The organism is Streptomyces sp. NPDC127100 (assembly GCF_042724095.1).
GTDB lineage: Bacteria > Actinomycetota > Actinomycetes > Streptomycetales > Streptomycetaceae > Streptomyces.
In genome coordinates, this window is sequence record NZ_JBHXFL010000030.1 from 67,925 (window position 1) to 94,917 (window position 26,993).

Annotated in this window: 27 protein-coding genes; 15 read left to right on the plus strand and 12 right to left on the minus strand. The window is 74.4% G+C overall.

The genetic code is table 11. The features are described from left to right. Nucleotides 1-3,942: a BTAD domain-containing putative transcriptional regulator gene (locus ACFWJB_RS24455; RefSeq protein ID WP_386924860.1), complete on the minus strand. Its 3,942-nt coding sequence runs from the start codon at nt 3,940-3,942 to the stop codon at nt 1-3. Nucleotides 3,943-4,108: 166 nt separating this feature from the next. On the opposite strand from ACFWJB_RS24455, the gene ACFWJB_RS24460 reads away from it, so the two are divergent. Continuing rightward, nucleotides 4,109-4,906 (plus strand): site-2 protease family protein, encoded by a 798-nt coding sequence (locus ACFWJB_RS24460; RefSeq protein WP_385460575.1) that lies wholly within the window; start codon nt 4,109-4,111, stop codon nt 4,904-4,906. On the opposite strand, the gene ACFWJB_RS24465 is transcribed toward ACFWJB_RS24460, so the two are convergent. After that, a complete protein-coding gene (locus tag ACFWJB_RS24465; protein ID WP_385460572.1) occupies nt 4,896-5,084 on the minus strand; it encodes a hypothetical protein in 189 nt (62 codons plus the stop codon). The two genes, ACFWJB_RS24460 and ACFWJB_RS24465, sit on opposite strands and share 11 nt — an antisense overlap. 83 nt (nt 5,085-5,167) lie before the next feature. Continuing rightward, on the minus strand, nt 5,168-5,875 hold the full coding sequence (gene npdG / locus ACFWJB_RS24470; protein WP_385460569.1) for an NADPH-dependent F420 reductase: 708 nt from the start codon (nt 5,873-5,875) through the stop codon (nt 5,168-5,170). 132 nt (nt 5,876-6,007) lie between these two features. On the opposite strand from npdG, the gene ACFWJB_RS24475 reads away from it, so the two are divergent. Beyond that, on the plus strand, nt 6,008-6,610 hold the full coding sequence (locus ACFWJB_RS24475; RefSeq protein ID WP_385460566.1) for a hypothetical protein: 603 nt from the start codon (nt 6,008-6,010) through the stop codon (nt 6,608-6,610). Between the two features lie 61 nt (nt 6,611-6,671). Continuing rightward, entirely contained in the window at nt 6,672-7,988 is a 1,317-nt protein-coding gene (locus tag ACFWJB_RS24480; protein ID WP_386924863.1) for an MFS transporter, read from the plus strand. Here the strand turns inward: ACFWJB_RS24480 and ACFWJB_RS24485 are convergent, their stop codons facing one another. Beyond that, the gene (locus tag ACFWJB_RS24485) at nt 7,989-8,219 is read right to left on the minus strand and encodes a hypothetical protein (protein ID WP_385460560.1); all 231 of its coding nucleotides are present in this window, start codon (nt 8,217-8,219) and stop codon (nt 7,989-7,991) included. It abuts the gene before it with no gap. Nucleotides 8,220-8,276: 57 nt separating this feature from the next. On the opposite strand from ACFWJB_RS24485, the gene map reads away from it, so the two are divergent. Both map and ACFWJB_RS24495 read left to right on the plus strand, forming a co-directional pair. Further along, a complete protein-coding gene (gene map / locus ACFWJB_RS24490) occupies nt 8,277-9,134 on the plus strand; it encodes a type I methionyl aminopeptidase (RefSeq protein ID WP_364677424.1) in 858 nt (285 codons plus the stop codon). A gap of 11 nt (nt 9,135-9,145) precedes the next feature. Then, the gene (locus tag ACFWJB_RS24495) at nt 9,146-9,793 is read left to right on the plus strand and encodes a heme oxygenase (biliverdin-producing) (protein ID WP_385460557.1); all 648 of its coding nucleotides are present in this window, start codon (nt 9,146-9,148) and stop codon (nt 9,791-9,793) included. Between the two features lie 38 nt (nt 9,794-9,831). On the opposite strand, the gene ACFWJB_RS24500 is transcribed toward ACFWJB_RS24495, so the two are convergent. Then, nucleotides 9,832-10,476, minus strand: a complete 645-nt coding sequence (locus tag ACFWJB_RS24500; protein WP_385460554.1) for a PhzF family phenazine biosynthesis protein — start codon at nt 10,474-10,476, stop codon at nt 9,832-9,834. Nucleotides 10,477-10,753: 277 nt separating this feature from the next. Here ACFWJB_RS24500 and efeO point away from each other — a divergent pair, with 277 nt between their 5' ends. Genes efeO through ACFWJB_RS24520 form a run of 4 tightly spaced genes read left to right on the plus strand, consistent with a single transcriptional unit; the run spans nt 10,754 to nt 15,005 of the window. Beyond that, nucleotides 10,754-11,908 carry an iron uptake system protein EfeO gene (gene efeO / locus ACFWJB_RS24505; RefSeq protein ID WP_386924866.1) on the plus strand — a complete coding sequence of 385 codons (1,155 nt, stop codon included), beginning with the start codon at nt 10,754-10,756 and terminating at the stop codon, nt 11,906-11,908. Between the two features lie 16 nt (nt 11,909-11,924). Next, nucleotides 11,925-13,178 (plus strand): iron uptake transporter deferrochelatase/peroxidase subunit, encoded by a 1,254-nt coding sequence (efeB, locus tag ACFWJB_RS24510; RefSeq protein ID WP_385460548.1) that lies wholly within the window; start codon nt 11,925-11,927, stop codon nt 13,176-13,178. A 2-nt stretch (nt 13,179-13,180) separates the two neighbouring features. Continuing rightward, a complete protein-coding gene (efeU, locus tag ACFWJB_RS24515) occupies nt 13,181-14,053 on the plus strand; it encodes an iron uptake transporter permease EfeU (RefSeq protein ID WP_385460545.1) in 873 nt (290 codons plus the stop codon). Then, nucleotides 14,013-15,005: a hypothetical protein gene (locus ACFWJB_RS24520; RefSeq protein ID WP_385460542.1), complete on the plus strand. Its 993-nt coding sequence runs from the start codon at nt 14,013-14,015 to the stop codon at nt 15,003-15,005. The genes efeU and ACFWJB_RS24520 overlap by 41 nt, the downstream gene beginning before the upstream one ends. A gap of 21 nt (nt 15,006-15,026) precedes the next feature. Here ACFWJB_RS24520 and ACFWJB_RS24525 read toward each other — a convergent pair whose 3' ends face one another. Beyond that, nucleotides 15,027-15,758 carry a bifunctional DNA primase/polymerase gene (locus tag ACFWJB_RS24525; RefSeq protein WP_385460539.1) on the minus strand — a complete coding sequence of 244 codons (732 nt, stop codon included), beginning with the start codon at nt 15,756-15,758 and terminating at the stop codon, nt 15,027-15,029. Nucleotides 15,759-15,850: 92 nt separating this feature from the next. Then, complete coding sequence (locus ACFWJB_RS24530) at nt 15,851-16,498, minus strand: TetR/AcrR family transcriptional regulator (RefSeq protein ID WP_385460536.1); 648 nt, start codon at nt 16,496-16,498, stop codon at nt 15,851-15,853. Between the two features lie 108 nt (nt 16,499-16,606). Here ACFWJB_RS24530 and ACFWJB_RS24535 point away from each other — a divergent pair, with 108 nt between their 5' ends. Next, complete coding sequence (locus ACFWJB_RS24535; protein WP_386924870.1) at nt 16,607-16,795, plus strand: DUF6243 family protein; 189 nt, start codon at nt 16,607-16,609, stop codon at nt 16,793-16,795. Here the strand turns inward: ACFWJB_RS24535 and ACFWJB_RS24540 are convergent, their stop codons facing one another. From ACFWJB_RS24540 to ACFWJB_RS24550, 3 genes are read right to left on the minus strand one after another with little or no spacing between them, the layout of a single operon-like run. Then, complete coding sequence (locus ACFWJB_RS24540; protein WP_385460530.1) at nt 16,796-17,788, minus strand: small ribosomal subunit Rsm22 family protein; 993 nt, start codon at nt 17,786-17,788, stop codon at nt 16,796-16,798. Beyond that, on the minus strand, nt 17,785-19,017 hold the full coding sequence (locus tag ACFWJB_RS24545) for a serine hydrolase domain-containing protein (protein ID WP_385460662.1): 1,233 nt from the start codon (nt 19,015-19,017) through the stop codon (nt 17,785-17,787). The genes ACFWJB_RS24540 and ACFWJB_RS24545 overlap by 4 nt, the downstream gene beginning before the upstream one ends. Then, on the minus strand, nt 18,954-20,288 hold the full coding sequence (locus ACFWJB_RS24550) for a multidrug effflux MFS transporter (RefSeq protein WP_385460528.1): 1,335 nt from the start codon (nt 20,286-20,288) through the stop codon (nt 18,954-18,956). The genes ACFWJB_RS24545 and ACFWJB_RS24550 overlap by 64 nt, the downstream gene beginning before the upstream one ends. An 84-nt stretch (nt 20,289-20,372) precedes the next feature. Between ACFWJB_RS24550 and ACFWJB_RS24555 the strand changes: the two genes are divergently transcribed. After that, the gene (locus ACFWJB_RS24555) at nt 20,373-21,410 is read left to right on the plus strand and encodes a Gfo/Idh/MocA family protein (protein WP_385460524.1); all 1,038 of its coding nucleotides are present in this window, start codon (nt 20,373-20,375) and stop codon (nt 21,408-21,410) included. Here ACFWJB_RS24555 and ACFWJB_RS24560 read toward each other — a convergent pair. Continuing rightward, nucleotides 21,397-23,064: an alkaline phosphatase D family protein gene (locus ACFWJB_RS24560; protein ID WP_385460521.1), complete on the minus strand. Its 1,668-nt coding sequence runs from the start codon at nt 23,062-23,064 to the stop codon at nt 21,397-21,399. The genes ACFWJB_RS24555 and ACFWJB_RS24560 overlap by 14 nt on opposite strands. A 143-nt stretch (nt 23,065-23,207) precedes the next feature. Between ACFWJB_RS24560 and ACFWJB_RS24565 the strand changes: the two genes are divergently transcribed. Then, a complete protein-coding gene (locus ACFWJB_RS24565; RefSeq protein ID WP_385460518.1) occupies nt 23,208-24,002 on the plus strand; it encodes an SDR family oxidoreductase in 795 nt (264 codons plus the stop codon). Between the two features lie 285 nt (nt 24,003-24,287). Here ACFWJB_RS24565 and ACFWJB_RS24570 read toward each other — a convergent pair whose 3' ends face one another. Then, a complete protein-coding gene (locus tag ACFWJB_RS24570) occupies nt 24,288-24,614 on the minus strand; it encodes a nuclear transport factor 2 family protein (RefSeq protein ID WP_385469948.1) in 327 nt (108 codons plus the stop codon). A 163-nt stretch (nt 24,615-24,777) separates the two neighbouring features. Here ACFWJB_RS24570 and ACFWJB_RS24575 point away from each other — a divergent pair, with 163 nt between their 5' ends. The 3 genes from ACFWJB_RS24575 to ACFWJB_RS24585 are packed head-to-tail and all read left to right on the plus strand — an operon-like array spanning nt 24,778 to nt 26,874. Continuing rightward, a complete protein-coding gene (locus ACFWJB_RS24575) occupies nt 24,778-25,320 on the plus strand; it encodes a DoxX family protein (protein ID WP_385469950.1) in 543 nt (180 codons plus the stop codon). Between the two features lie 36 nt (nt 25,321-25,356). Next, nucleotides 25,357-25,752: a MazG-like family protein gene (locus tag ACFWJB_RS24580; RefSeq protein WP_386924873.1), complete on the plus strand. Its 396-nt coding sequence runs from the start codon at nt 25,357-25,359 to the stop codon at nt 25,750-25,752. Nucleotides 25,753-25,794: 42 nt separating this feature from the next. Then, nucleotides 25,795-26,874: a hypothetical protein gene (locus ACFWJB_RS24585; RefSeq protein WP_386924875.1), complete on the plus strand. Its 1,080-nt coding sequence runs from the start codon at nt 25,795-25,797 to the stop codon at nt 26,872-26,874. Nucleotides 26,875-26,993: the final 119 nt, after the last annotated feature.

Below are 26,993 nucleotides of genomic sequence, written 5' to 3' on the forward strand. Positions count from 1 at the left end.
TCAGACCAGGGCGCCGGCCTCCTCCTTGGTGAGGCCGGCGCCCTCGGCGTACGCGGTCTCGTACGCCTCGGCGCCGAGCACGTCCCGGACCCGTTCCGCGGCCCGGACGCGCGCGTCCCGCTCCAGGCCCGTCGCGACGTGCTGCGGGGGCAGCATCGCGTCGGCGGCACCGATGCAGCGCGCGCCGTCCGCGGCCCGGCGCCCGCCGTCCGCCCGGGCCAGCGCCATGGCGGCGATGGCCAGGTATCCGGAGCGCATGTGCGGGGCGACGGCGGAGGCCAGCGGGTCGTCGGCCCGTTCCAGCGACTGCCGGACCTTGGTCAGGCACTCCTCGTGGTCGCCGTCCAGCGTGGCGAGCCAGGCCTCCGCGGCGAGGATGAAGGCGTCGAAGACGACGAAGTGGGAGATGGAGAAGTTCTCGCGCAGCAGCCGCAGTTGCTCGCGGGCCTCGGCGGTCCGGCCGGTCATGCCGAGCCACCCGGCGAGGTAGAGCCGGGCGGCAGGCATCGCGCCGTTGTGTCCCGTCCCCTCCGTCCGCGCGATCACGGCGCGCAGCATGGGCTCGCCCCGCTCGGCGTCGCCGTCCTCCAGCAGCACGCTGCCGAGGCGGGCGTCGAGGATGTCCACCTGGGCGTGCGCCCCGAGCCGCTGGGCGAGTTCCGCGGCGGCCTCGTAGGAGGCGGCGGCACGCCGGTACTCGCCCCGGCGCTCGTAGGCCTCGGCGCGTGCGGACAGGGCCTCGGCGGTGCCCCAGGCGTCGCCGAGGCGGCGGTAGATCTCCAGCGCCTCGTCGGCGTCGCGGGCCGCGTCGCCCGCCCAGTCGGTGCGGTTGGCGAGCAGGTTGGCCCGCATCTGGAGGCTGCCGGCCAGCTCCCAGTCGTATCCCTGGCGCTCGCGGCAGGTGCGCACGGCGGCGTTCATGATCTCGTGCAGCCGCTCGACGTCACCGGAGAGCATCACCGCGAAGAACCAGAGCAGGCCGGGAGGGGAGCAGGTCTGGGGCATGCCGGGTTCGTAGGTCTCGGCGATGATGCGCAGCTTCCGCTGGGCCTGCGGGCGCTGCCAGGCGTCCAGCTCGGTGTCCATGCAGGCGAGGTGGGCCAGGTGGATGCCGCGCCGGGCCTCGGCGAGCACCTCGCCGGTCATCGGCGGCGGGGCGGCCGTGCACCGCTCCCACACCGGCTCGGCGCGCCGCCCGGGCTCGGCGAACGGGTCCGGGCCGAGGGTCATGACCTCGCTGAACCAGTTCCGGGCCTCCACCCGCAGGTCGCGCATCTGCCAGTACCAGACGAGCGACAGCGCCAGGCTGAGCGCCTCCTGCTCGTCGCGCTCGGCGATGGCGTGCCGCAGGGCGGTGCGCAGGTTCTCGTACTCGCGCTCCAGCCGCTCGATGGCGGGCAGTTGCCGGGGGCCGCGCAGCAGCGGGTCGGTGGTGCGGGCCAGTTCGCGGTAGTACGTCAGGTGCGCGCGCTCGGCGGCGGGCCGGCCGCCGGCCTCGTCGAGGCGTTCCGCCGCGTACTCGGCGACGGTCTCCAGGAGCCGGTAGCGCATGCCGTCGCCGCCGGACGGCGCGGCCACGACCAGGGACTTGTCGACGAGGGAGCCGAGGACGTCCAGGGCGGCGGGCCCGCACACGGCCTCGGCGGCGGCCAGGTCGCAGCCGCCCGCGAAGACCGACAGGCGGCAGAGGACGTCCCGTTCCTCCTCGTCGAGCAGCTCCCAGGACCAGTCGACGACCGCGCGGAGCGTCTGCTGGCGGGGCAGGACGGTGCGGCTGCCGGAGGTGAGCAGGCGGAAGCGGTCGTCGAGGCGGTCGGCGATCTGGCGCGGGGTGAGCATGCGCAGCCGGGCGGCGGCCAGTTCGATGGCGAGCGGCAGGCCGTCCAGGCGGCGGCAGATCTCGGCGCAGGCCGCCGCGGTCTCCGCGTCGGCGTCGGGACGGAAGCCGGGGCGGGCGGCGGCGCCGCGGTCGGCGAGCAGCCGCAGCGCGGCCGGCTCGGGCAGCGGCTCGACCGGGCGCAGCAGCTCCCCCGGGACGCCGAGGGGCTCGCGGCTGGTGGCGAGGACGGTCAGGCGGGGGCAGCGGGCGAGCAGTTCCTCGGCGAGGCGGGCCGCGGCGTCGACGACGTGCTCGCAGTTGTCGAGGACGATCAGCATGCGGCGCCGGCCGCAGTGCTCGACGAGGCGCTCGACGGCGGTGGCCTGGCGGTCGGTGGCGGTGACGGCGCGCATCTCCTCGGCGCCGGCGCCGTACAGCACGGTCTCGCGGGCGCCGAGGGCGGTCAGCACGGCCTCGGGGACGGCGCCGGGGTCGTCGACGGGGGCGAGTTCGGCGAACCACGCGCCGTCGAGTGCCGGGTCCCCGGCGCCCTCGGCGGCCTCCTGCGACAGCCGGGTCTTCCCGGCGCCGCCCGGCCCGAGCAGGGTGACGAGCCGCGCGGTCGACAGGTCGGCGCGCAGGGCCTGGATGTCGGCGTCCCGCCCGACGAACGAGGTGAGCCGGGCACGGAGGTTGCCCCGGGGACGTGAGCCGGCCTCGGGGGCTCCCGGCCCGGCGGGGTGGGTGGTCGCGGTGGGGTGTTCGGTCGCGGGGTCGGCGGGCGCCGAATGACCGGTGGGCGTCGTATGGCCGGTGGGTGCCGACGCGGGGGTGGGTGCCGCGAGGCCCGGGTACTGCGCGGAACCGGGGTGCCGGTGCGTGGAATCGGCGGACCCCGCGGAGTCGGACGGCGCCCCGGAACCGGGACGCGACCCGGAACCGGAGGCCCCCGCAGGACCGGCGGGCGTCACGGGACCGGCGGACCCCGCGGGGGCGGACGGTGCCGGGGAGCCCGAGTGCGGCGCGGAACCGGCAGCCCCCGCAGGACCGGCCTGCCTACCGGAACCAGCGGGCCCCGCGGAGTCGGACGGCGTCGCGGAGCCCGAGTGCGGCGCGGCGCCGGCGGCCCCCGCAGGACCGGCCAGCCTCCCGGAACCAGCGGGCCCCGCAGGGGCGGACGGTGTCGGGGAGCCCGAGTGCGGCGCGGCGCCGGCGGACCCCGCGGGACCGGCCAGCCTCCCGGAACCGGCGGACCCCGCAGGACCGGCGGACCCCGCGGAGTCGGACGGTTTCGCGGAGCCCGAGTGCGGCGCGGCGTCGGCGGATCCCGCGCCGGGGGTGGGCCCCGGGCGTCTCCCGGGGCCGGGGTGGGGCACCGGGCCGGCGGCGGCTCCCGGGGGGTTGAGCAACTCCCCGTACAGCGCACGCAGTTCGGGGCCCGGGTCGGCGCCGAGCCGGTCCGCGAGCAGGCGTCGTACGTCCTCGTAGGCGGCCAGTGCCTCCGCGGTGCGGCCGGTGTCGCGCAGGGCGCGCAGCCGCAGGGCCTGGAGGGACTCGTCCAGGGGGTGGCCGTCGCACAGCGCGGTCAGCCCGGGCAGGGCGTGCTCCGCCTCCCCGAGGTCCAGGGCGGCGGCGTGGCGGGCGCGCAGGGCGTCCAGGTGCCGGGTCTCCCAGCGGGCCGCCTCGGCGGTGCGGTCGGGCAGGTCGGCGAGGGCGGGGCCGCGCCACAGGTCGAGAGCGGCGTCGAGGAGTTCGGCGGCCTTGTCCGGGTCGCCGTCGGCCAGGGCGCGGGAGCCCTCGCCAGCCAGCCGGTCGAAGCGGTGCAGGTCGATGTCGTCGGGGACGGCGGTGAGCCGGTAGCCGCCGTCGGCGGAGGCGACCGCGTCCGCGCCGAGCGCCCGGCGCAGCCGTCCGACCAGTGCCTGGAGGGCGCCCGGCGCGTCGGCGGGCGGGTCGGCGCCCCACACCTCCTCCACCAGCAGTCCCGCGGGCACGGCGCGGCCGGGCCTGAGGGCGAGCACGGTCAGCAGGGCACGCAGCCGCGCCCCGCCGACGGGGGCGGCCGTGCCGTCGGGGCGGAGTGCCTGGGTGGTGCCGAGGATGCGGTAGCGCACGAGGTCCATTGTCCCCGGTGCCGTCGGGGCCGGTCACGGGGTTTGTCCGGTGCGGCGCGGCAGCGCCCGGCCGGGAGCCCGGGGCCTCGCCGAACACGCGCCGGGCCGGGTACGGTCGGGCAGTCCCGTGCCCCGCGGGTCCCGCCGCACGTCCGCAAGCCAGTCAGGGAGTCCCATGACCGCCGCCACCACCCGTCCCGGCGACCGGAGGATCAGTCCCGTGTTCCTCGGGATCGTCGCCGTCATGGCGGTCACCGGGTGGGCCACCTGGAGCGGGTTCGCCGAGCAGCCGGGCGTGGCCGTGTTCCTGTTCGTGACGGCGGCGTGGATCGTCTCGCTCTGCCTGCACGAGTACGCGCACGCGCGCACCGCGCTGCACGGCGGCGACATCTCGGTCGGCGCGAAGGGCTACCTCACGCTGAACCCGGTGAAGTACACGCACGCGCTGCTGAGCATCGTGCTGCCCGTGCTGTTCGTGATCATGGGCGGGATCGGCCTGCCGGGCGGTGCGGTGTTCATCGAGCGCAACCGCATCCGCGGGCGCTGGCGGCACAGCCTGATCTCGGCCGCGGGCCCACTGACGAACGTGCTGTTCGCCGCCGTGTGCACGGCCCCGTTCTGGCTGGACGCGCTGGACGGCGTGCCGCGCGACTTCCGGCTCGCGCTCGCCTTCCTCGCGCTGCTCCAGGTCACGGCCGCGATCCTGAACTTCCTGCCGGTGCCGGGCCTGGACGGCTACGGGGTGGTCGAGCCCTGGCTGTCGTACGGCGTGCGGCGCCAGGTGGAGCCGTTCGCACCGTTCGGACTGCTGTTCGTGTTCGCGCTGCTGTGGCTGCCGGCGGTCAACGGCGTGTTCTTCGACGCGGTCGACGCGATCCTGCGCGGGCTGGGGATCAGCGACTTCGACTCGTACTGCGGCTTCGAGCTGTACCGGTTCTGGCAGACCGACGAGTTCTGCTCGGTCAGTTCGTGACCGACTCGCGGCGCCGGTCCCGGCCGCGCCTGAGGTAGTACCAGCACATGTTCGACGACAGGCCCGTCAGCAGCACCCAGACGACGCCGATCACCACGCTGCCCTGCACGAAGGAGACGACGGCGGCGGCCACGGCGAGCACGCAGACGATCAGGGCGTAGACGGCGAGGCGGGGCATGGGCGGGGCTCCTGTCGGGGGACACGTGCGGGTACCGCGGAACCGGCCGTGGCGGCCGGCACCCACCAGTGTCCCCCATCGCCTCACAGGTCGGTGACGCGGAGCCCGGCGTGTGCCTTGTAGCGGCGGTTGACGGAGATCAGGTTGGCGACCAGCGACTCGACCTGGTGGGCGTTGCGCAGCCGCCCCGCGAAGACGCCGCGCATGCCGGGGATGCGCCCGGCGAGGGCCTGGACGATCTCCACGTCGGCCCGGACCTCGCCGAGCACCATGACGTCGGTGTCGATCTCGTCGATCTCCGGGTCCTGGAGGAGGACGGCCGAGAGGTGGTGGAAGGCGGCGGTGACCCGGCTGTCCGGCAGCAGGGCGGCGGCCTGCTCGGCGGCGCTGCCCTCCTCGGGCTTGAGGGCGTAGGCGCCCTTCTTGTCGAAGCCGAGCGGGTTGACGCAGTCGACGACGAGCTTGCCGGCGAGCTCCTCGCGCAGGGACTCGAGGGTCTTGCCGTGTCCCTCCCACGGCACGGCGACGATCACGATGTCGCTGCGGCGGGCGGTCTCGGCGTTGTCGGCGCCCTCGACGCCGTGCCCGAGCTCCTCGGCGGCGGCCCGGGCGCGCTCGGCGGCGCGGGAGCCGACGATCACCTTCTGGCCGGCCCTGGCGAGGCGGAGGGCGAGGCCCTTGCCCTGCGGGCCGGTTCCGCCGAGCACGCCGACGACCAGCCCGGAGACGTCGGGCAGGTCCCAGGGGTCCTTGGCGGGGGCCTTCTGTGCGGCACTGTCGGTAGGGGTCATGGGCCCGACCCTACGTCCGTCCCGGCCGCCGCACCGGTCCGGGTGCCGCCGGCCGGGACGCCGTCCCCGGGACGGGGGACATCGGGGCGAACGCCGGGACGGACGGGCCCGGTTGCGGCAGGATGCGGGCCCATGGACGCCGTACGGGTAGCACTGCTGCGGGACGTGCTCGCCGGGACCGAGTGGCTGGGGGCCACCCGGCGCTTCGCGGGGGCGCTGCGGGGATCGGTGGTGCCGCACGGGGGCGGGCTGCTGCTGGTGGGGACGGCCGGGTACGAGCCGTGGCATCTGGCCGCCCACCTGGTGGACGAGGCCGCCTGGTCGGGGACGCCGGAGCTGGCGCCGACCCTGGTGCGGCACGGTGCCCGTCCGTCGGACCCGGCGCACCTGGCGGTGGGGCTCGGGCGGCTGGCGGCGGCCCGGCGCGGGGAGACGCTGCTGGTGGTGACGCCGGACGAGCCGGGCGCCCCGCTGCTGGAGCGGGTGTACGACGCCCGCCGGGCCGGCGCGACGGTGCTGGCCCTGGGCAGCGGGGAGCGGGAGCTGACGGCCATGGCGCACGAGACGCTGACCGTGCCGGACGGTGCCGAGCTGGACCTGGACACCGTGCAGCACCTGGTCAGCGCGGCGGCCGGGGAGAACGCGGTGCCGCCCCCACGCGGCCGGCGCCGCTTCCGCGACCGCCTCTCCCGCCTGACCGACCACCTGACGGCCCCGCCGCCGCCACGCTGGTGAGGGCCGCCCCGGGGACAAAACCCGTTGCCCCCGGCCGTCGTCCCGCCGACGATGGGCGTTCGTGACCGACGACTCCCCCCGCCCCTCCACGGGGCCCACCGGGCTGCGTGCCCTGCTGCCCGACCTCTCCCCCTGGCGGGCCTCCGCCGACTTCCGGCGGCTGTGGCTGGCGGGGCTGATCACGAACTTCGGGAGCTTCCTGACGCTCGTCGCGCTGCCGGTGCAGATCAAGGAGCTGACGGGGTCGGCGGCGGCCGTGGGCGCGATCGGGGCCGTCGAGCTGGTGCCGCTGGTGGTGTTCGGGCTGTACGGCGGGGCGCTCGCCGACGCCTGGGACAAGCGGAAGCTGATCCTGTGGACGGAGGCCGGCCAGGGCCTGCTGTGCGCGGTGCTGCTGGTCAACGCGCTGCTGCCGGGCCCGGCCGTGTGGCCGCTGTACGCCGTCGCGGCCCTCTCCTCCGCGCTCGGCGCGGTCCAGCGGCCGGCCCTGGACTCGCTGATCCCGCGGATCGTGGCGCACGAGCACCTGCCGGCCGCCGCGTCGCTGAACGCGCTGCGCTGGCAGGTCGGCGGGATCGCGGGTCCCGCGCTGGCCGGCGTCGTGGTGGCGTACGCGGGTCTGGGGTGGGCGTACGCGGTGGACGTCGTCACGTTCGCCGTGTCCGTCCTGCTGGGGATCGGTCTCGCCGCGTGCCCGGCCGCGCACGAGGCGGCGAAGCCGTCCTGGGCGGCGATCGCGGAGGGCGCGCGTTACGCGTGGAGCCGCAAGGAGCTGCTGGGCACGTACGCGATCGACCTCGCCGCGATGTTCCTGGCGATGCCGCTCGCCGTACTGCCGTTCCTCGCGGACGAGCTGGGCGCCGAGTGGTCGCTGGGCCTGATGTACGCGGCGATCCCGGCGGGTTCGCTGCTGGTCGGCGTGAGCAGCGGCTGGACGTCGCGGGTGCACCGGCACGGGCGGATGGTGGTGCTGGCGGCCGTCGGCTGGGGCGTCGCGGTCGCCGCGGCCGGCGTCGCCGGGAACGTGTGGCTGGTGCTGCTGTGCCTCGTCCTGGCCGGTGCCTGCGACATGGTCAGCGGCGTCTTCCGCGGGGCGATGTGGAACCAGACGATCCCGGACGAGCTGCGCGGCCGGCTCGCCGGGATCGAGCTGCTGTCGTACTCGGTGGGTCCGCAGCTCGGTCAGGTGCGGGCGGGCGGCACGGCCGCGCTTGTGGGGGTGCGGGCGTCGGTGTGGTCGGGCGGGCTGCTGTGCGCCGGCGCGGTGGGGCTGCTGGCGCTGTGCCTGCCCGGCCTCATGGCCTACGACGCGCGGACGAACGAGCACGCGGTGCGGCTGCGCGACAGGCGCGCGGCCGCCACCGCGCCGAGTGCCTGATCAGTCCTCGTCCCCGCGTCCGGCCGGGGCGTCGTGCCACTTGGGGTCGTTCTCCCACTCCAGGTTGCGCTCGCGCGCGGTCCGCATCGCGTGCTCGGCCTCGGCCCGGGACGCGTACGGCCCGAACCGGTCCTTGGCCGGGCACTCCGGGCCCTCCTCGACCTTCTTGTGCTCCAGGCAGTAGTACCACTCGCCCGGTTTTCCGACCGTGCGCTTCTTGAACAGGGCCATGACCAGCTCCTCTCGCCACCGACATGTTCCCCCGTGCCCGCTGGTTAGACTCGCGGCATGTCTGGCCAGTCGCTGCTCGTACCAGGGGAGCTGTCTCCCACCCGTTCCGTACCCGGCAACATCCGCCGGCCCGAGTACGTCGGCAAACCGGCGCCGGCGCCGTACACCGGCCCGGAGGTGCAGACGCCCGAGACGATCGAGGCGATGCGCGTGGCCGGCCGGATCGCCGCGCAGGCGATGGCGGAGGCCGCGAAGCTGATCGCGCCGGGCGTGACGACGGACGAGCTGGACCGGGTCGCGCACGAGTACATGTGCGACCACGGCGCCTACCCCTCGACGCTCGGCTACCGCGGCTTCCCGAAGTCCCTGTGCACCTCCGTCAACGAGGTGATCTGCCACGGCATCCCGGACTCCACCGTGCTGCGCGACGGCGACATCGTCAATCTCGACGTGACGGCGTACATCGGCGGCGTGCACGGTGACAACAACGCGACCTACCTGGTCGGCGACGTGGACGAGGAGAGCCGGCTGCTGGTCGAGCGGACCCGGGAGTCCCTGGCCCGCGCGATCAAGGCGGTCAGGCCGGGCCGGCAGATCAACATCATCGGCCGGGTCATCGAGTCGTACGCCAAGCGCTTCGGGTACGGGGTGGTGCGGGACTTCACCGGGCACGGGATCAACTCGTCGTTCCACTCCGGGCTGATCGTCCCGCACTACGACAGCCCGCACGCGACGACCGTCATCCAGCCCGGGATGACGTTCACGATCGAGCCGATGCTGACGCTCGGGACGCACGAGTACGACATGTGGGACGACGGCTGGACGGTCGTGACGAAGGACCGCAGGCGGACCGCCCAGTTCGAGCACACGCTGGTGGTGACGGACACGGGCGCGGACATCCTCACGCTGCCCTGACCGGACCGGCCATGGACTCCTTCTCCACCCTCCTCCGTACGGCCTCCCACGAGCGGCACGTGGAAGCGGAGACCTCCGCGTTCATGGGCGATCTGCTCGGCGGCCGGCTCGGCGTCGACGCGTACGCGCGCTACACCGAGCAGCTCTGGTTCGTCTACGCGGCCCTGGAGGCCCCCGCCGTCCGGCTGGCCGGGGACCCGGTGGCGGGGCCCTTCGTGCGGGCGGAGCTGATGCGGCTGCCCTCGCTGGAGCGGGACCTGGAGCACCTGCGCGGACCGGACTGGCGCACGGGTCTGACGGCCCTGCCCGCGACCGCGGCCTACGCGGCCCGGATCCGCGAGTGCGCCGGGCGGTGGCCGGCGGGATACGTGGCGCACCACTACACGCGCTACCTCGGCGACCTGTCCGGCGGCCGGATCATCCGGGACCGGGCGGAGCGGACGTGGGGCTTCGCCCGCAAGGGCGACGGGGTCCGCTTCTACGTCTTCGAGGGGATCGCGAACCCGGCCGCGTTCAAGCGCGAGTACCGCGAGCTGCTGGACGGCATACGCGCCGACGACCTGGAGAAGCAGCGGGTCGCGGCCGAGTGCGGGCGGGCCTTCGCCCTGAACACGGCGGTGTTCCGGGCCCTGGGCGAGGAGTTCCCGCTGTCCGCCTGACCCCGCGACCGGGTCCGCGGGGCGGAGCCGGACGGGCGTCACCGCTCCAGGCGCACCCGCCCCCCGATCTCGATCCACCCCTCGGGCTGGGGCGCCGTGAGGATCTGCGAACCGGCCCCCTGGGTGATGTTGAGGGCCCGGCCCAGCCGCTCGGTCAGCAGCAGCGCCGCGGCCCCCGTCGCCTCGTCCTCGTCGATGCCGTCGTCGCGCCCGGGGAAGGCGCGGGCCCGGACGCGTCCCGCGGGCTCGCTCTCCCAGGCCCAGGCGTAGATCCACTCCCCCTTCGGCGGCACCGGCAGCGCGTCGACCTCACCGGCCGTGGCGTACTGGCGCAGGGTGCGCGGCGGCGCCCACTCGGGGCGGGCCTCGATCCAGCTGAACTCGCCGTCCTGCCGGGCGCCGGCCACCCCGGCGGGGGTGACGAGTTCGGGCACGTCCAGCAGCCAGGCCGTGCCGACGCAGGGGTGCCCGGCGAACGGCAGGCGCAGGGTGGGGGTGTAGATGTCGACGACGCCGCGCTCGGGGTCGTCCACGAACACGGTCTCGCTGAAGCCGAGTTTGGCGGCGAGCTCCTGCCGGTCGGCCCGCTCGGGCAGCACGGAGCCCTCGCGGACGACGCCGAGCTCGTTGCCGTATCCGCCGTTCGGCGCGCAGAAGACGCGCAGTACGTCGTAGTCAGTCACCGGGGCATTCAAGCAGCGACCGGCCGGAGGAGGTGCTTCCGCTTCCACGCGCGGAAGCGGTGACCGTGATCCCGCGACGCGGCCTTTGACGTTCCTTTGACTTTCCTATGAGCACCTCTTTGAGCCACCGTGACCGTCTCGTGCTCATACACCGTCCATGAGATTCGGATCACCGCATGGACGGGTATCGCTTAGGAATTCCTTAGGTACGTTAGGCGAGCCTCACCTTCCCTATGAGGCCCGTCACGCGTACTTTCGGCCATCCCTTGGAGCCCGCATGCGAGCCGCCAGACTCTCCGTCGTCACCGCCGTCGCCACCGCGGCCGCCCTGACCGCCGTGACCGGATGCACGGAGAAGAGCGGCGCGGCGGACGGCGACCACGTCGTCACCGTCACGGCGACCGACGACGCGTGCGACGTGTCGGCGAAGGAGTTCCCGGCCGGGCACGTCGAGCTCGCCATCGAGAACAAGGGGTCCAAGGTCACGGAGGTCTACCTCCTCTTCCCCGACGACCGCGTGGTCACCGAGCGGGAGAACATCGGCCCCGGCACCAAGCAGCGGGTCACCGCCGAGGTGAAGGCCGGCGACTACCGGATCGCCTGCAAGCCGGGCATGAAGGGCAAGGGCATCCGCCAGGACGTCAGGGCCACCGGCGGCAAGGCCGCCACGCGCGATCCGCGCCTGGACGCGGCCGTGGCCGCCTACCGCCAGTACGTGCAGCAGCAGGCCGACGAGACCCTGCCGAAGGCCGAGGCGTTCGCCAAGGCCGTCCGGGCCGGTGACCTGGAGGCCGCGAAGAAGGCGTACGCGCCCTCCCGCATCGGCTGGGAGCGCACCGAGCCGGTCGCCGAGTCCTTCGGCGACATCGACCCGCAGGTCGACGTCCGCGAGGACGGCCTGGAGGACGGCCAGGACCCGGCGACCGACTGGACCGGCTGGCACCGCCTGGAGAAGGCGCTGTGGCAGGACAGGAAGATCGGCGACCGCGAGAAGGAACTCGCCGGCACGCTGGTCACCGACCTGAAGGACTGGCAGAACCGCGTCGGCACGGCCGACATCACCCCGACCTCCATGGCCAACGGCGCCAAGGAACTCCTCGACGAGGTCGCCACCGGCAAGGTCACCGGCGAGGAGGAGCGCTACTCGCACACCGACCTGGTCGACTTCAAGGCCAACGTCGAGGGCGCCCAGAAGTCGTACGAGCTGCTGAAGCCGGTCGCGAAGGAGAACGACGCGGCGCTGACGGCGGACCTCGACAAGCAGTTCGCCGCTCTGGACAAGCTGCTCGACCAGTACCGGCCCGGCCCGGACTCGTACGAGTTCACCTCCTACGACAAGGTCGGCAAGGCCGACCGCAAGGAGCTGTCGGACGCGGTGAACGCGCTCGCCGAGCCGCTGTCCAAGCTCGCCGCCGCCGTGGTCGGCAAGTGAGCGCCGGAGGACGACGATGACGGACACGGACGGCAGGGCGCAGGCCCCCACGCGCCGGGCGCTGATCGGCTGGGGCGGCGCGGGGCTCGCCCTCGGTGCCGCCGCGGCCGGCGGGGCGATGGCGATGGCCCGCGCCGGCGACGACGTGGACCCGGCCGGCGCCGACGCGGGCGGCGCGGTGGACTTCCACGGTGCGCACCAGGCGGGCATCGCCACCCCGGTACAGGACCGGCTGCACTTCGCGGCGTTCGACGTGACCACCGACGACCGTGCCGCGTTCGTGCGGCTGCTGAAGGAGTGGACGGCGGCGGCCCGGAGGATGACCGCCGGGGAACCGGTCGGCGAGGGCGCCTACGGCGGACTGGCGGAGGCCCCGCCGGACGACACCGGCGAGGCGCTGGGCCTCAGGCCGTCCCGGCTGACGCTCACCATCGGCTTCGGGCCGTCCCTGTTCGGGAAGTTCGGGCTCGCCGAACAGCGCCCCGAGGCGCTGGTCGACCTGCCGAAGTTCCCCGGCGACAACCTCGACAGGAACCGCAGCGGCGGCGACCTGTGCGTCCAGGCCTGCGCGGACGACCCGCAGGTCGCCGTGCACGCGATCCGCCAGCTGGCCCGCATCGGCTTCGGCAGGGTCGTCGTGCGCTGGTCCCAGCTCGGCTTCGGCAAGACGTCCTCGACGACGGCGGACGCCCAGACCCCGCGCAACCTGTTCGGCTTCAAGGACGGCACCCGCAACATCTCGGGCACGGAGACGGAGCGGCTGGACGAGCACGTGTGGGCCGGCGCGAAGGACGGCGCCGACTGGATGGCGGGCGGCTCCTACCTGGTCGCCCGGCGCATCCGCATGCACATCGAGACCTGGGACCGCACCTCGCTCCAGGAGCAGGAGGACGTCTTCGGCCGCGACAAGGGCGAGGGCGCCCCGGTCGGCAAGGCGAAGGAGCGCGACGAGCCGTTCCTGAAGGCGATGAAGCCCGACGCGCACGTCCGGCTGGCGCACCCCGACGCCAACGGCGGGGCGACCATCCTGCGCCGCGGCTACTCGTTCACCGACGGCACCGACGGTCTGGGCCGCCTGGACGCGGGCCTGTTCTTCCTCGCCTACCAGCGCGACGTGCGCAGCGGTTTCATCCGCGTCCAGCGCAGTCTGGCGACGGACGCGCTCAACGAATACATCCAGCACGTGGGTTCGGCGGTCTTCGCGATCCCGCCCGGCGTCCGTGACGCGGACGACTGGTGGGGCAGCACGCTGTTCGCCAAGGAGGCGTAACCGTGTTCTCCAACTATCTGATCGGACTGCGTGAGGGCCTGGAGGCCTCCCTCGTCGTCTGCATCCTCATCGCCTACCTGGTCAAGACCGGCCGCCGGGACGCGCTGAAGCCGATCTGGGCCGGCATCGGCGTCGCCGTCGCCATCGCGCTCGGCTTCGGCTGCGCGCTCGAATTCGGCTCCCAGGAACTGACGTTCAAGGCGCAGGAGGCCCTCGGCGGCTCCCTGTCCATCCTCGCCGTGGTGCTGGTGACGTGGATGGTGTTCTGGATGCGGCGCACCGCCCGTCACCTGAAGTCGGAGCTGCACGGCCGGCTGGACGCGGCCCTGAGGATGGGCACGGGCGCGCTGGTGGCCACCGCGTTCCTCGCCGTCGGCCGCGAGGGCCTGGAGACCGCCCTGTTCGTGTGGGCGTCGGTGCACGCGGCGAGCGACGGCACCCCGCGCCCGCTGATCGGCGTGGCCCTGGGCCTGGCGACGGCGGTGCTGCTCGGCTGGCTGTTCTACAAGGGCGCGCTGCGCATCAACCTGGCCAAGTTCTTCACCTGGACCGGCGGCATGCTGGTCGTCGTGGCCGCGGGCGTGCTGGCGTACGGGGTGCACGACCTCCAGGAGGCCGACCTGCTGCCCGGCCTGACGAACCTGGCCTTCGACATCAGCGGCACCGTCGATCCGGCGAGCTGGTACGGCACCCTGCTGAAGGGCGTGTTCAACTTCCAGCCCGACCCGACCGTCCTCCAGGTCACGGTGTGGCTGCTGTACCTGGTCCCGGCGCTCGCGCTGTTCCTCGCCCCGGTAGGGTTCGCCTCCGGGAAGGGGAAGGTGAAGGAACCTGATGAGCAGGGATCGCGGCCCTCGAAGGCCCCGCAGGCTTGACCGGAGCGCGCTGATAGCGGTCTCGGTGACGGCTTTGTCGTTGTCCGCGAGCGGCTGCGTGGTGGTGCACGGCGAGCGCGAGGTGCTCCCCGCGGCCACCCGGGCCGAGGCCGCGAAGGCGCTCGAACGGTTCACGGACGCGTACAACGAGGCCGACAAGGCGTACGACGGTTCCCTGGACGCCGAGTACACCACCGGCGCCCTCGCCGCCATCGACTCGGCGCGGCTGAAGGCCGGCCGGGCCAACAACCCGGGCGGCAACCCGTCGCACACGCCGCTGGAGCTGACGGACGCGAAGTTCACGATCCCGAAGAAGGCCGGCTGGCCGCGCTGGTTCGTCGCCGACACCAGGGCCAACAAGGGCGGCGCGGCGCGCTGGCTGCTGGTGTTCACCCGCGACGGTCTGGAGGACACCTGGGAGGTGGCCTACCTGACGCTGGTCGCTCCCGGCGACGTGCCCGAGTTCAAGACCGACGGGGACGGCTGGGCCGAGGCGGTTCCCGCGAACTCCACCGAACTGGCCGCCGCGCCCGCCGGACTGAGCAAGGACTACACGGCGTACCTCAAGGACGGCGGGAAGGTCTTCGCGGACGGCGCGCACACCAGCTCGTGGCGCGCGCTGCGCGAGAAGCGGTCGATCAGGCCGGGCCTGGTCACCCAGTACATCGACGAACCGCTGACGGACGGCGACTACGCACCGCTGGCGCTGCGGACGAAGGACGGCGGGGCGATGGTGTTCTTCACCACGCGCCACTTCGAGAAGCAGACCGCCGCGCAGGGCACTTCGGTGCCGGCCCCGAACAAGGACGTGCTGGCGCTGACGGACGGCGAGATCAAGCAGTCCCTGACGATGGAGTTCGTCTCCAACGAGGTCGCGCTGGACCCGGCGGGCAGCGGTCAGGTGTCGGTCCTGGGCCGCATCCAGGGCATGACGTCGGCGAAGGGCGAGTAGCGCCCCGCGGCCGGCCTTCGCTCAGCGGCGCAGCGGCCAGGCGGTGCCGGCCGGGTCGCTCTCCTCGCCGACGTGCCGGGCGCAGGCGTCGGTGAGGGTCTCCAGCAGGGTCAGCGGCTCGGGCAGCGGGTGCTCGGGGCCGCGCACCCAGTGCACCGTCCGGTCCTCGCCGGGCAGCCGGGCGGGCGGTACGAGCACGTAGGAGCCGCGGCAGTGCCAGCGCAGACCGGGGTGCTCGTCCATGGTCTCGGGGTGGCAGTCCAGCTCGCACGGCCACCACTCGTCCTCCTCCTCGGGCGTGCCGCGGGTGAGGGTGAAGAACAGCATGCGGCCGTCGTCGCTCTCGGCGACGGGGCCGGCCTCGACGCCCGCGTCGAGCAGCCGCCGCAGCGCCTCGCGGCCGGCCTCGAGGGGTACGTCGAGAACGTCGTGCACCATGCCGGTCGCGGTGATGAAGTTGGCCTGCGGCTGGTGCCGGACCCAGCGTTCGAGCTGTGCCCGGTCGGTGGTGGACTGCGTCTGCCAGGCGAACGACACCGGGTGCCGGGCGGGGGTGGGACAGCCGACGCGGTCGCAGGAACAGCGGTAGCCGACCGGGTGGGCGGCGGGAGCCAGCGGCAGTCCCGCGGCGGCGGCGGCGAGCAGCAGGGACTCCCGGCCGCCGTCACCGGCGGCCTCCTTCGGGCGGCCCTTGCGCAGCCACTGGGAGAGTTTGTCCCGCAAGCCGGTCCGGCCACCGAAGTCCGCGCTCATCTATCTCCTCGCCTAGCCGTCGTGCGCCCCAGCATGCCCTATCGTCCCACCATTCCGCGCTTCGGGGCCGGGAAAGGGACAAACTTCACTGGTCAGCGGGGAGCGAGTCCGTACAGCGCGTAGTCGACGAGCGTGTCGGTGTAGTCGTAGGAGATCGGGGCCGTGTACTGGAGCCAACGCTGGGCGAGCGGTGAGACGAAGAGCTCGAGGGCGATGCGCGGGTCGATCTCCGGCCGGAGCTGACCGGCCTCCTGGGCGGCGCGCAGCCGGTCGACGTAGAGCTGGAGCGAGGGCTCGAGCAGCTTGGCGACGAACTCCCGGCCGAGCTGTTCGTTGACGACGCCCTCCGCGGCCAGGGCGCGGGAGGGGGCCTCGAACTTCGGGTCGTGCAGCTGGTCGACGGTGGCGCGCAGCACGGCCTTGAGGTCGGCGGCGAGGTCGCCGGTGTCCGGGATGGCGTACGTGTCCTGCTGCCCCTGGGCCTCGACGGCCTGCTCCTCGAGGTCGAGGAACGCTTCGAGCAGGACCTCCGCCTTGGAGGACCACCAGCGGTAGATGGTCTGCTTGCCGACGCCGGCGCGGGCGGCGATGCCCTCGATGGTGGTCCTCGGGTAGCCGGCCTCGGCGACGAGCGCGAGGGCGGCCTCGTAGATGGCCCGGCGGGACCTGGCGCTGCGGCGCGTGACGTCGGGGTGCGCTTTGCCGGGGGACGGGACCTGGGTGGGTTTCCGGTTGGCCATGGCCCGAATTTACCAGTTGACAAGACGGCGCGTCTCGCCTGACAGTGGATGGGTAAGCGCGAGACGAACCGTCTCGTCGCACACGGATGTGAAGGGACGTGAGCTCTGATGACCCGAGGCGGAGCCGGGAACATGCTGGGCGTGGGCGGCGCGCGCCGGAACCTCGGCCGCGAGGCCCTGCGCGGTGGCGGCCGGGGCGACCGGACCGGCAGCGCGCCGGACGCGCGGGCCCGGGAGCGGGAGCTGCTGCGCAGGCTCCAGGAGAAACGGCAGGAGACGGTCCGGAAGGAGGCGTGACTAGCGCTCCGCCGCCGGGGGCCACGGGTCGCCCCAGTCCGCGTCGCGGGCCGCCTTGTACAGGTCGCCGTGGCGCTTGGTGACCGTCCGGCGGCGGAGCTGCTCGTCGGTCTCGCACAGGTCGAGCAGGACCTGCCCCTTGCGGATCTGCGGGCGCCGGACGACGCGGGAGGGCGCGGGGGCGACCGGGAAGCGGGCGGCGGCCACGTAGCTGAACTTCTCGTCCTCGTAGGCGAGGGAGCCGCCCTTGACCTGCCGGTGCAGGGAGGAGCGGCTGACCCGCGCCGCGAAGTGGCACCAGTCCGTGCCGGGGACGATGGGGCAGGCGGCGCTGTGCGGACAGGGGGCGGCGACGTGGAAGCCGGCGGCGATCAGCCGGGTGCGGGCCTCGATGACCCGGGCGTACCCGTCGGGCGTACCCGCCTCGACGATCACGACGGCCTGCGCGGCGCCGGCGGCGGCGTCGACGAGGGCGGCGCGGTCGGGGGCGGTCAGTTCGTTGAGGACGTAGGAGACGGTGACGAGGTCGATGCTCTCCAGGGTGAGCGCCGCCCCGATCCGGGAGCGCTGCCAGCGGACGTCGCGCAGGGCGGGCTCGGCCGCGGCGATCTCCCGGCCGAGGGCGAGCGCGGGCTCGGCCCAGTCGAGCACGGTCACCGGGCGGGCACCGCCCCAGGTGTCGCCGACGGCCCAGGTCGCCGCGCCGGTCCCGCCACCCACGTCCGTGTGGCTCGCGGGCGTCCAGCCGGGCACGGCGTCCGAGAACGCCGCGAGCGCCGACCGCACGGCGGCGAAGGTCGCCGGCATGCGGTACGCGGCGTACGCGACGACGTCCGCGCGGTCCCGCAGGATCGGGGCGTCGGTCGGGGTGGCCCCCCGGTAGTTGGCGATCAGCCGTTCGACGGCCTGCGCGGCCTGGCGGGGCGGGAGCCCGTCGAGGAGATCGGCGAGGGCGGCGCGCAGGGTGTCGGCGGAGCTGGCGGGGGCGTTCACCCGGGAATTCTACGGGGCGGGGGCGGGCCCCCGGCCCGGCGGACCGCGCGCACCGCCCGGGCCACCCGCGTCCCCAGCGTCGCCCGCGGCCCGTTGTCCGGCGGCCGCCGCCGCGGGTGGACCGTGTTGGCGAGCAGGACCGCGAACGTGTCCGTCGCCCGGTCGAGCACCAGCATCGTCCCCGTGAAGCCCGTGTGCCCCGCCGCCCCGCGCCCCGCCAGCTCCCCCATGAACCAGGGCCGGTCGAGCGCGAAGCCGAGCCCCGGCTCGGTCAGGAGCAGCTCCACGAAGTCGGCGCCGAGGATGCGCGCGGGCCCGTAGGAGCCGCCCGCGAGCAGCGCCCGGCAGAAGACCGCGAGGTCCCGCGCGGTGGAGAACAGCCCCGCGTGCCCCGCCACGCCGCCCAGCGCCCAGGCGTTCTCGTCGTGGACGACGCCCCGCAGCATTCCCCGGTCCGCCTTGGCCCACGGCCGCCGCTGGTCCTCCGTCGCCGCCGCCTCCGGGCACGGCCCGAAGCGCGTCGCCGTCATGCCCAGCGGCCGGGTGATCCCGTCGCGCACGAGGACGTCGAGGCCGCGGCCGGTGATGCGCTGGAGCACGTGCTGGAGGAGCAGCATGTTGAGGTCGGAGTAGCAGTAGGTACCGGGCACCCCGACCGGCGGTTCCGCGCGCAGCCGCCGCAGCCGTGCCTCGTCGTCGGGGCAGTCGTACAGCGGCAGTTCGGGCCGCAGCCCGGAGGTGTGCGTCAGAAGCTGCCGCACGGTGGTCCCGTGCGCCGCGGCCCCGCGGAAGTCGGGCAGGTAGGCGCCCACCTCCGCGTCGATGCCGAGCGTGCCGCGCTCGATCTGCTGCACGGCGGCGACCGCGGTGAACAGCTTGGTCAGCGACGCCAGGTCGAAGGGCGTGTCCACGGTCGCCGGCACCCGGGAGCCCTCGGGCAGCTCCACGCCCGTGTCGGTGACCGGGTCGTACGACGCGTACCGCACGGCCCAGCCCGCCGCCTCCTCGACGGCGAGCACCGGCCCGCGGCCCACGGCCACGACGGCCCCGGCCGCCCAGGGCCGCTCGCCGGCGGTGAGGGCGTGCACGTCGGCCACGACACGACGGAGCTCCCCGGGGTCGAGCCCGGCCCGCTCCGGGGTGTCGAGGCGCAGTCTCGGAGCGCTCAGCTCTCCGCCCCCTCCGCGGTCGCGCGCCCCGCCAGGGGACGGCACAGGCCCAGGAAGCAGGCCAGCGCCACCACCGCCGCGGCGAGTTGGACGACGGCCATGGGCAGGGCGGTGTCCTTCCCGGCGATCCCGACCAGCGGGGAGGCGACGGCGCCGATGAGGAAGGAGGAGGTGCCGAGCAGCGCGGACGCGGAGCCGGCGGACCGCTCGACCCGCATCAGCGCGAGCGCCTGGGTGTTGGGCAGGCTGATGCCCATCGCGGACATCAGCACGAACAGCGCGGCGGCGACCGGCACGAGCCCGACCTCGCCGAAGACGCCGAGGGTCATCAGCAGCAGGGCGGTCGCGGCGGCGATGACCACCAGGAGGCCGAGGCCCAGCACCCGGTCCAGGGCGACCCGCCCGACGAGGATCCTGCCGTTGATCTGGCCGACGACGACCAGGCCGATCGAGTTGAGCCCGAACAGCAGGCTGAAGGTCTGCGGGGAGGCGCCGTAGATCTCCTGGACGACGAACGGGGAGGCCGAGACGTAGGCGAACAGCGAGGCGAAGGCGAAGCCGCCGGCGAGCATGTACCCGGTGAAGGCCCGGTCGGCGAGCAGGCCGCGCATCGAGCGGAGCGTGTCGCCCACCCCGCCGGCGTGCCGTTCGGACACCGGCAGCGTCTCGGGCAGCCTGGCCCACACCACCCCGCCCAGCAGCACACCGACCACGGTGAGCACGGCGAACACGCCCCGCCAGTCCGTCACCCGCAGGATCTGCCCGCCGATGAGCGGAGCGACGACCGGGGCGACGCCGGAGATCAGCATGAGCGTGGAGAAGAAGCGGGCCATGGCCACGCCGTCGTACAGGTCCCGTACGACGGCCCGCGCGATGACGATGGCGGCGGCTCCGGCGAGGCCCTGCGCCAGCCGGACGGCGACCAGGAGCTCGACGGTGGGGGCGACGGCGCACAGCGCGGTGGCGACGACGTAGACGGCGAGGCCGACCAGCAGCGGACGGCGGCGGCCCCACTTGTCGCTCATCGGGCCGACGACGAGCTGCCCGAGGGCCATGCCGGCCAGGCAGGCGGTGAGCGTGAGCTGGACGGTCGCCGCCGGCGCGCGCAGGGACTCGGTGACCTCCGGCAGCGCGGGCAGGTACATGTCCATCGCCAGCGGCGGGGTCGCGGTCAGCCCGCCGAGGACGAGCGTGACCAGCAGTCCGGTGCGGCGGGCGCCGCGCGGCGCGCGGACGGCCGGCCGCGGGTCCGGCCCGCCCGCCGGGGGCGTGCCCGGCCGTGCGGTGTTCGTCGGTGACGCCTGCGGTATGGACGGCCCGCGCTCGGGCATGTGCCCCTCCCTGTTCTCCGGATCCGGCACCTATGCTCTCAGCTCGTACGGACTTGTCTGAACGTGAGCGAGGGTGGGGACAGGGTGGCCGAGCAGAGGGTGCGCTGGGGAGTTCTGGCGACCGGCGGTATGGCGGCGACGTTCACGGCGGATCTGGTCGATCTGCCGGACGCGGAGGTCGTGGCGGTCGCCTCGCGGACCGAGGCGTCGGCGAAGGCCTTCGCGGAGCGGTTCGGGATACCGCGGGCCTACGGCGACTGGGCGACGCTGGCCCGGGACGAGGACGTCGACGTGGTGTACGTCGCCACCCCGCACGCGGCCCACCGCACCGCCGCCGGCCTCTGCCTGGAGGCGGGCCGCAACGTGCTCTGCGAGAAGCCGTTCACGCTGAACGTGCGCGAGGCGGAGGAACTGGTCGCGCTGGCACGGCAGCGCGGGGCCTTCCTGATGGAAGCGATGTGGATGTACTGCAATCCGCTGGTGCGGCGCCTGAAGGCGCTGGTGGAGGACGGTGCGATCGGCGAGGTCCGCAGCGTCCAGGCGGACTTCGGACTGGCCGGACCCTTCCCACCGGCGCACCGGCTGCGGGACCCGGCGCAGGGCGGCGGCGCGCTGCTCGACCTCGGCGTGTACCCGGTGTCGTTCGCGCAGCTCCTGCTCGGCGAGCCGTCGGACGTCGCGGCGCGCGCGGTGCTCTCGGAGGAGGGGGTCGACCTCCAGACGGGTGCGCTGCTGTCCTACGACAGCGGCGCTCTCGCGTCGGTGCACTGCTCCATCACCGGCGGCACGCCCAACTCGGCGTCGGTCACCGGTTCCCTGGGCCGCATCGACGTCCCGGACGGCTTCTTCTTCCCGGAGCACTTCGTGCTGCACCGGGACGGCCGCGAACCCGAGAAGTTCACGGCCGACCCGGCCGACGGGCCCCGCGCGAGCCTCAAGCACGAGGCCCGGGAGGTGATGCGGGCGCTGCGGGCCGGTGAGACCGAGTCGCCGCTGGTCCCGCTGGACGGCACCCTCGCCGTGATGCGGACGCTCGACGCGATCCGGGACCGCGTCGGCGTCCGCTACCCGGGCGAGCGCGCCGGCGAGCCGGCCGCCGAGCGCGAGGTCACGCCGGCTTGAGCCCCTGCTCCCCCACCTCCGTGACGAAGGAGGCGGCGGTCGTGAGCGGCGCGCCCTGCGTGGTCACGTGGGACACCGTCTTGAAGTCGGCGCGCGCCAGCTCCCGGCCGAGGGACACCGTCGCGTAGCCGCGCAGGCCGTTGTAGAACCGCAGGTGCGGGTTGGCGGCCAGGTACGTGTCCCAGTTGGACGGCTTCGCGGAGCCGTTGCCGCCGCTGGTGACGGAGGAGGTGACGATCTCCGTGCCCAGGGTCCGGGAGTCCGGGTCGGCGAAGTCGCGCTTGATGTCGAAGCCGTAGTGGACGTGCACGTCGCCGGTGAGGACCATCAGGTTCTCGATTCCGGCGGCCTGCGCGCCGGCCAGCACCCGCTCGCGGGAGGCCGGGTAGCCGTCCCAGGAGTCCATGGAGACCTTGGAGGGCGCGGTGGTGGAGTTGTACCGCTGGGAGAAGGTGACCTGCTGGGGCACCACGTTCCAGACGGCGTCCGACCGGTGCCAGCCGTTGATCAGCCAGCGCTCCTGGGCGTCGCCGGTGAGCGTGCGCGACGGGTCCTGCGACTCCGGGCCCGGGTACTGCCAGCCGTCGCCGTAGGCCTGGTCAGAGCGGTACTGGCGGGTGTCGAGCACGTCGAACTGGGCGAGCCGGCCCCAGTGCAGACGCCGGTACAGCTTCAGGTCCGGGCCCTCGGGGAGCTGGGGGCGGCGCAGCGGCATGTTCTCCCAGTACGCCCGGTAGGCGGCGGCCCGGCGCAGCAGGAACTCCTCCGGCGGGACGCTGTTCTCCGGGGTGTCGCCCGCGTAGTTGTTCTCGGTCTCGTGGTCGTCCCAGGTGACGACGAAGGGGTGCGCGGCGTGCGCGGCCCGCAGGTCGGGGTCGGACTTGTAGAGGGCGTACCGCAGGCGGTAGTCCTCCAGCGTCACCGTCTCGTGGTTGAACTGCGCGGGCAGGGTGCCGGCCGGGTAGGCGCGGGAGCCGCCGGCGGAGTTGACGGCGTACTCGTAGAGGTAGTCGCCGAGGTGGAAGACGACGTCCACGTCCTCCTCGGCCAGGTGCCGGTAGGCGGTGTAGTAGCCCTGGTCGTAGCGCTGGCAGGAGACCAGGCCGAAGGTGAGCCCGGCGGTGCGGCTGCGGGCCGGGGGCGCGGTGCGGGTGCGGCCGGCGGGGCTGACGAAGCGGCCGGCGCGGAAGCGGTAGTAGTAGACGTGGCCGGGGGCGAGGTGACCGACCTCGACGTGGACGGTGTGGTGGAACTCGGGGTGGGCGGTGGTGGTGCCCCGTCTGACGACGCGGCGGAAGCGTTCGTCGAGGGCGAGTTCCCAGCCGACGTCGACGCGTTTCGCGGGCAGTCCGCTGTCGGCCTGGTAGGGCGCGGGGGCCAGGCGGGTCCAGAGCAGGACGGAGTCCGGCAGCGGGTCGCCCGAGGCGACGCCGAGCGTGAAGGGGTCGCCGGGGAGCTGCGCCGGGTCGAGCTCGGCGGCGCTCGCGGTGCCCGCGGCGGGCAGGTTCACGGAGAAGGCGAGCGCCGCGGCGGCGCCGGTGACGGTCAGGAAGCGGCGGCGGCCCAGGTGGCGGGCGGCGGCGCGGAGTTCGGGCGCGTGCGTGGCCCGGGCGGCCTGGGCACGGTGCGGGGCCTGGTGGTTCGCGGGTGTCATCCGTTCCTCCCCTTGCGGTGGGTGCAGGGGGCATTCGAATGGCCGGGAACGACGCGGGCTTGGCGCGGACATGACGGGGCTGTGGCGGACGGATGAGTTCCGCAAGATCGCCGGCCGATCCCCCACGCGTACGCTGCGGCGTCATGAACACCGTGAGAATCACCGACGAGGGAACGTACGACATGGCGGACCAGGGGCGGATCGCCGTGGTCACGGGTGCCGGTTCCGGCATCGGCCGCGCGGTCGCCGCCGAACTGGCGCGCGCGGGCTGGACGCTGGTCCTGGCGGGCCGCCGCACCGGGCCCCTGGAGGAGACGGCCGCGCTCGCCCCCGGCGGCACCGCCTTCCCCGTGCGGGCCGACGTGTCACGGCCCGAGGACGTGGCGGCCCTGTTCGCCGCCGTGCGCGACCGGTTCGGGCGGCTGGACCTGCTGTTCAACAACGCCGGGACGTTCGGCCCGGGCGGCGTGCCGGTCGAGGACCTGCCCTACGACGCGTGGCGGCACGTGGTGGACACCAACCTCAACGGGGCGTTCCTGTGCGCGCAGGCGGCGTACCGGCAGATGAAGGAGCAGAGCCCGCAGGGCGGCCGGATCATCAACAACGGCTCGATCTCCGCGCACACGCCGCGCCCGCACTCGGTGGCGTACACGGCGACCAAGCACGCGCTGACGGGCCTGACCAAGTCGCTGTCCCTGGACGGCCGCCCCTACGGCATCGCGGTCGGCCAGATCGACATCGGCAACGCGGCGACCGACATGACGGCCGGCATGCGGACCGGGGCGTTGCAGGCCGACGGGGAGGTGGTGCCCGAGCCGGTGATGGACGTCGCCGACGTGGCGCGCACGGTGCGGCACATGGCGGAGCTGCCGCTGGAGGCGAACGTGCAGTTCGCGACGGTCCTGGCGACGGCGATGCCGTACGTGGGACGCGGCTGAACGGGGCCCGCCGGGAAGGCTCTTGACGATCCGCACATTCGGAACGCAACGGTCCGCGCCCTTGCGGGCGGCGGCGGTCGTATGCTCAACTTTCCTTCACCGAAGCTTCACACTCGGAGCATCGGCCTTCCGGAGCTCCGCAAGCCATACCCGGGGGGAAGGCGGCGGCCGTTCCGGCCACCGGGTGGGGGTGGATCCCGCGGGGGGACCGCGGGATGCGCACCGGTGGACGGAACGGCTGCCGCGCACACCGTGCGCGGGGGCCTTGGGCGGGCGGCGCGAGCGTTACGCCTGGCCGGTCTCGAACCGGGCGATGCGGCCGTCCTCGTCGACGGTGAAGTTCCACCGGGTGCGCATCTCGCCCCATGTGTCGTTGCGGTAGCGGGCGATGAGGGCGCGCCCGCCGTTCGACTCGTTGTCGACCTCCATGTGGCCGTTCGAGGAGAAGATCTCCTGGTCGATCCACTGGGCGAGGTCCCGGTCGTCGCCGTCGTCGGCCATGGTGGCGTCCGGCGCGAGCAGCGCCAGGAAGGCCTCGCGGTCGTGCGCGTTGACGGCGGCGACGAAGGCCCGGACGGCCGGGTCGCTGAGACGGGTGGTCTGAATCGTCATGCCGGCCAGCGTCACACCGGCCCCGGCGCCCCGCCACCCGAACGGCGCCCGCGGCGGGCCGGCCGGGTGCGGACGGTGCGACGGTGGGAACCTGGGAGGTGCCCACCCCAGACGTCACGGCGGTAAGCGCCCGTCACCGCCGTCACCGCCCGAAGGAGCAGACATGACCTGTTACGACCGACGCGACCTCGGACTGCTGCTGCTCCGTCTGGGGACGGGCGGCGTGCTGGCCGCGCACGGCGCGCAGAAACTGCTCGGCTGGTTCGGCGGCGGGGGGCTGGAGGGGACCGGCAAGGCCATGGAGTCCATGGGCTACACCCCGGGCCGGGCCAGCGCGACCGCGGCGGGGCTCGCGGAGGCCGGGGGCGGCGTGCTGCTGGCCCTGGGCCTGGCCACCCCGGCCGCGGGCGCGGCGGCGGCCGGCGCGATGACGGGCGCCGCCGCGGTGCACGCCCCGAACGGCTTCTTCGCCCAGGCCGGCGGCTACGAGTACGCGGCCTCCCTGGGCCTGACGGCCGCCGGCCTCGCCGTCACGGGCCCCGGCCGCCTCTCCGTCGACCACGCCCTGGGCCACGCGGTGAACCGGAACTGGATGGTTCCGGCAGCCTTCGCGGCGACGGCGGCCGCCACGGCGGTGGTCGTCGGGGCGCGCAACAAGCGGGTACGCAAGGCGGCGGAGGGCCGGCAGGAGCAGCTGTTCGACTGACGCGGGGGCCCCGCGGCCCGTGGCAGGCTGCCCCGCATGACCGACAACCGAGGCGGCACGCCCGCCGACGACCCCTGGACCACCGTCGACGCCCTGTGGAAGTGGCTGGAGGCGGACCAGCCCGTCGGCGGCCGTGAGGGCCTGCTGCTGCGCATGCTGAAGCTGTCCGAGGAGGTCGGCGAGGTCGCCGAGGCGGTGATCGGCGCGACGGGCCAGAACCCGCGCAAGGGGGTCACCCACACGTGGGAGGACGTCGAGGCGGAGCTGTGCGACGTCGTGATCACGGCGATGGTGGCCCTGCGGACCCTGACGCCCGACGCGCGGGAGGTGTTCGGGCGGCATCTGGCACGGGTGGCGGGCCGGTCGCTCCGGGGTCCGGCCCGGCCGGGGGCGGACTGTACGATGCGGTCGCCCGACGGAGCGCCGGACTGACCTCACGGGCCATCACCACCCGCACCAGGAAAGACACCGCCCATGCACCGCCCGCCCGCCCCTCCCACGCCACCGGCCCCTCCCGGACCCGACCGCCCCGGCACCCGTTGGTGGCGGACCGACCGGGCCCGCGTCGGCTTCGTCGCCGCCGTGCCCCTGCTCGGCCTGGTCAGCGAGTACCTGGGCTTCGTCGCCCTGGTCGCCGCGATCGTCCTGGTGTGGAAGGACAGCCCCTGGCAGAAGGGCACCAAGGTGATCGTCACGATCGGGGCCATGGCGCTGCTCGGCGGGGTCCTCCCGGATCCGCCCGAGGACGGCGCGGCGACCGTCGCGGCGGAGGCGGACGGCAAGGGCGTCGCGGCCGGCGCCCTCGCCTCGGCGTCGCCGTCGGCGGCCGGGACGACCCCGAAGCCCAGCCCCAGGCCCCGGCCGGAGGCCGCGGACTACCGGGGCATGACGCTGGACGACGCCCGGGACCGGGCCGAGGCCGCCGGGTTCGGCGTCGACGAGCACGACGCGTCCGACCAGGACAAGAGCATCATGATGCGGCTCAACTGGACCGTCTGCTTCCAGAAGACCGGCTGGACGTCGTCCGGGACGAGGACGATCGACTTCGGCGCGGTGAAGAACGGTTCCCCCTGCCCCGCGGCGGACGGCGGGGCGATCCCGTGGCCGACGATGCCGGATCTCGTCTGGAAGACGTGGAAGACGGCGCACCAGGAGGTCGCCGCCCTCGGGACCGTCCCGGACGACCACATCAGGGCGTCCACCGCGTACGTCAACGACCAGCTCCCCGACGAGGGCGAGTACGACGACTGGCGGGTGTGCGCGACCGACCCGGCGGAGGGCGGGGACGTCACCGTCGACCTGTGGGTGACGCTCGAACTGACCCACCCGGACAACGGCTGCCCCGACCCGGACCGCGAGGACGGCGACCGGCCGAACCTGCCGGACCGGGACGACGACGGCGACCCGGACTACCGGGACCCGTTCCCCGGCGACCGGAACCGCACCAGCGCCTTCCCGAACGGCCTGACGGGCGGCTCCGACGACTCGTCGGACGGAAACGGCGGCGGAGGCGGCGGCGGCCACTGGAACTGCCCCCGCACCCGCTGGTGCTGAACCGGCGTCCGGCGCGGCGGGCGGGGGTGCGCCGCCCCCCCGGCCGTCACGGGGGGGGGCGCCCGGGCGGCCGCAGGCCGGCCGCCCCGGGCAGGTGGCCGGTGGCAGGGAGGGTGCGC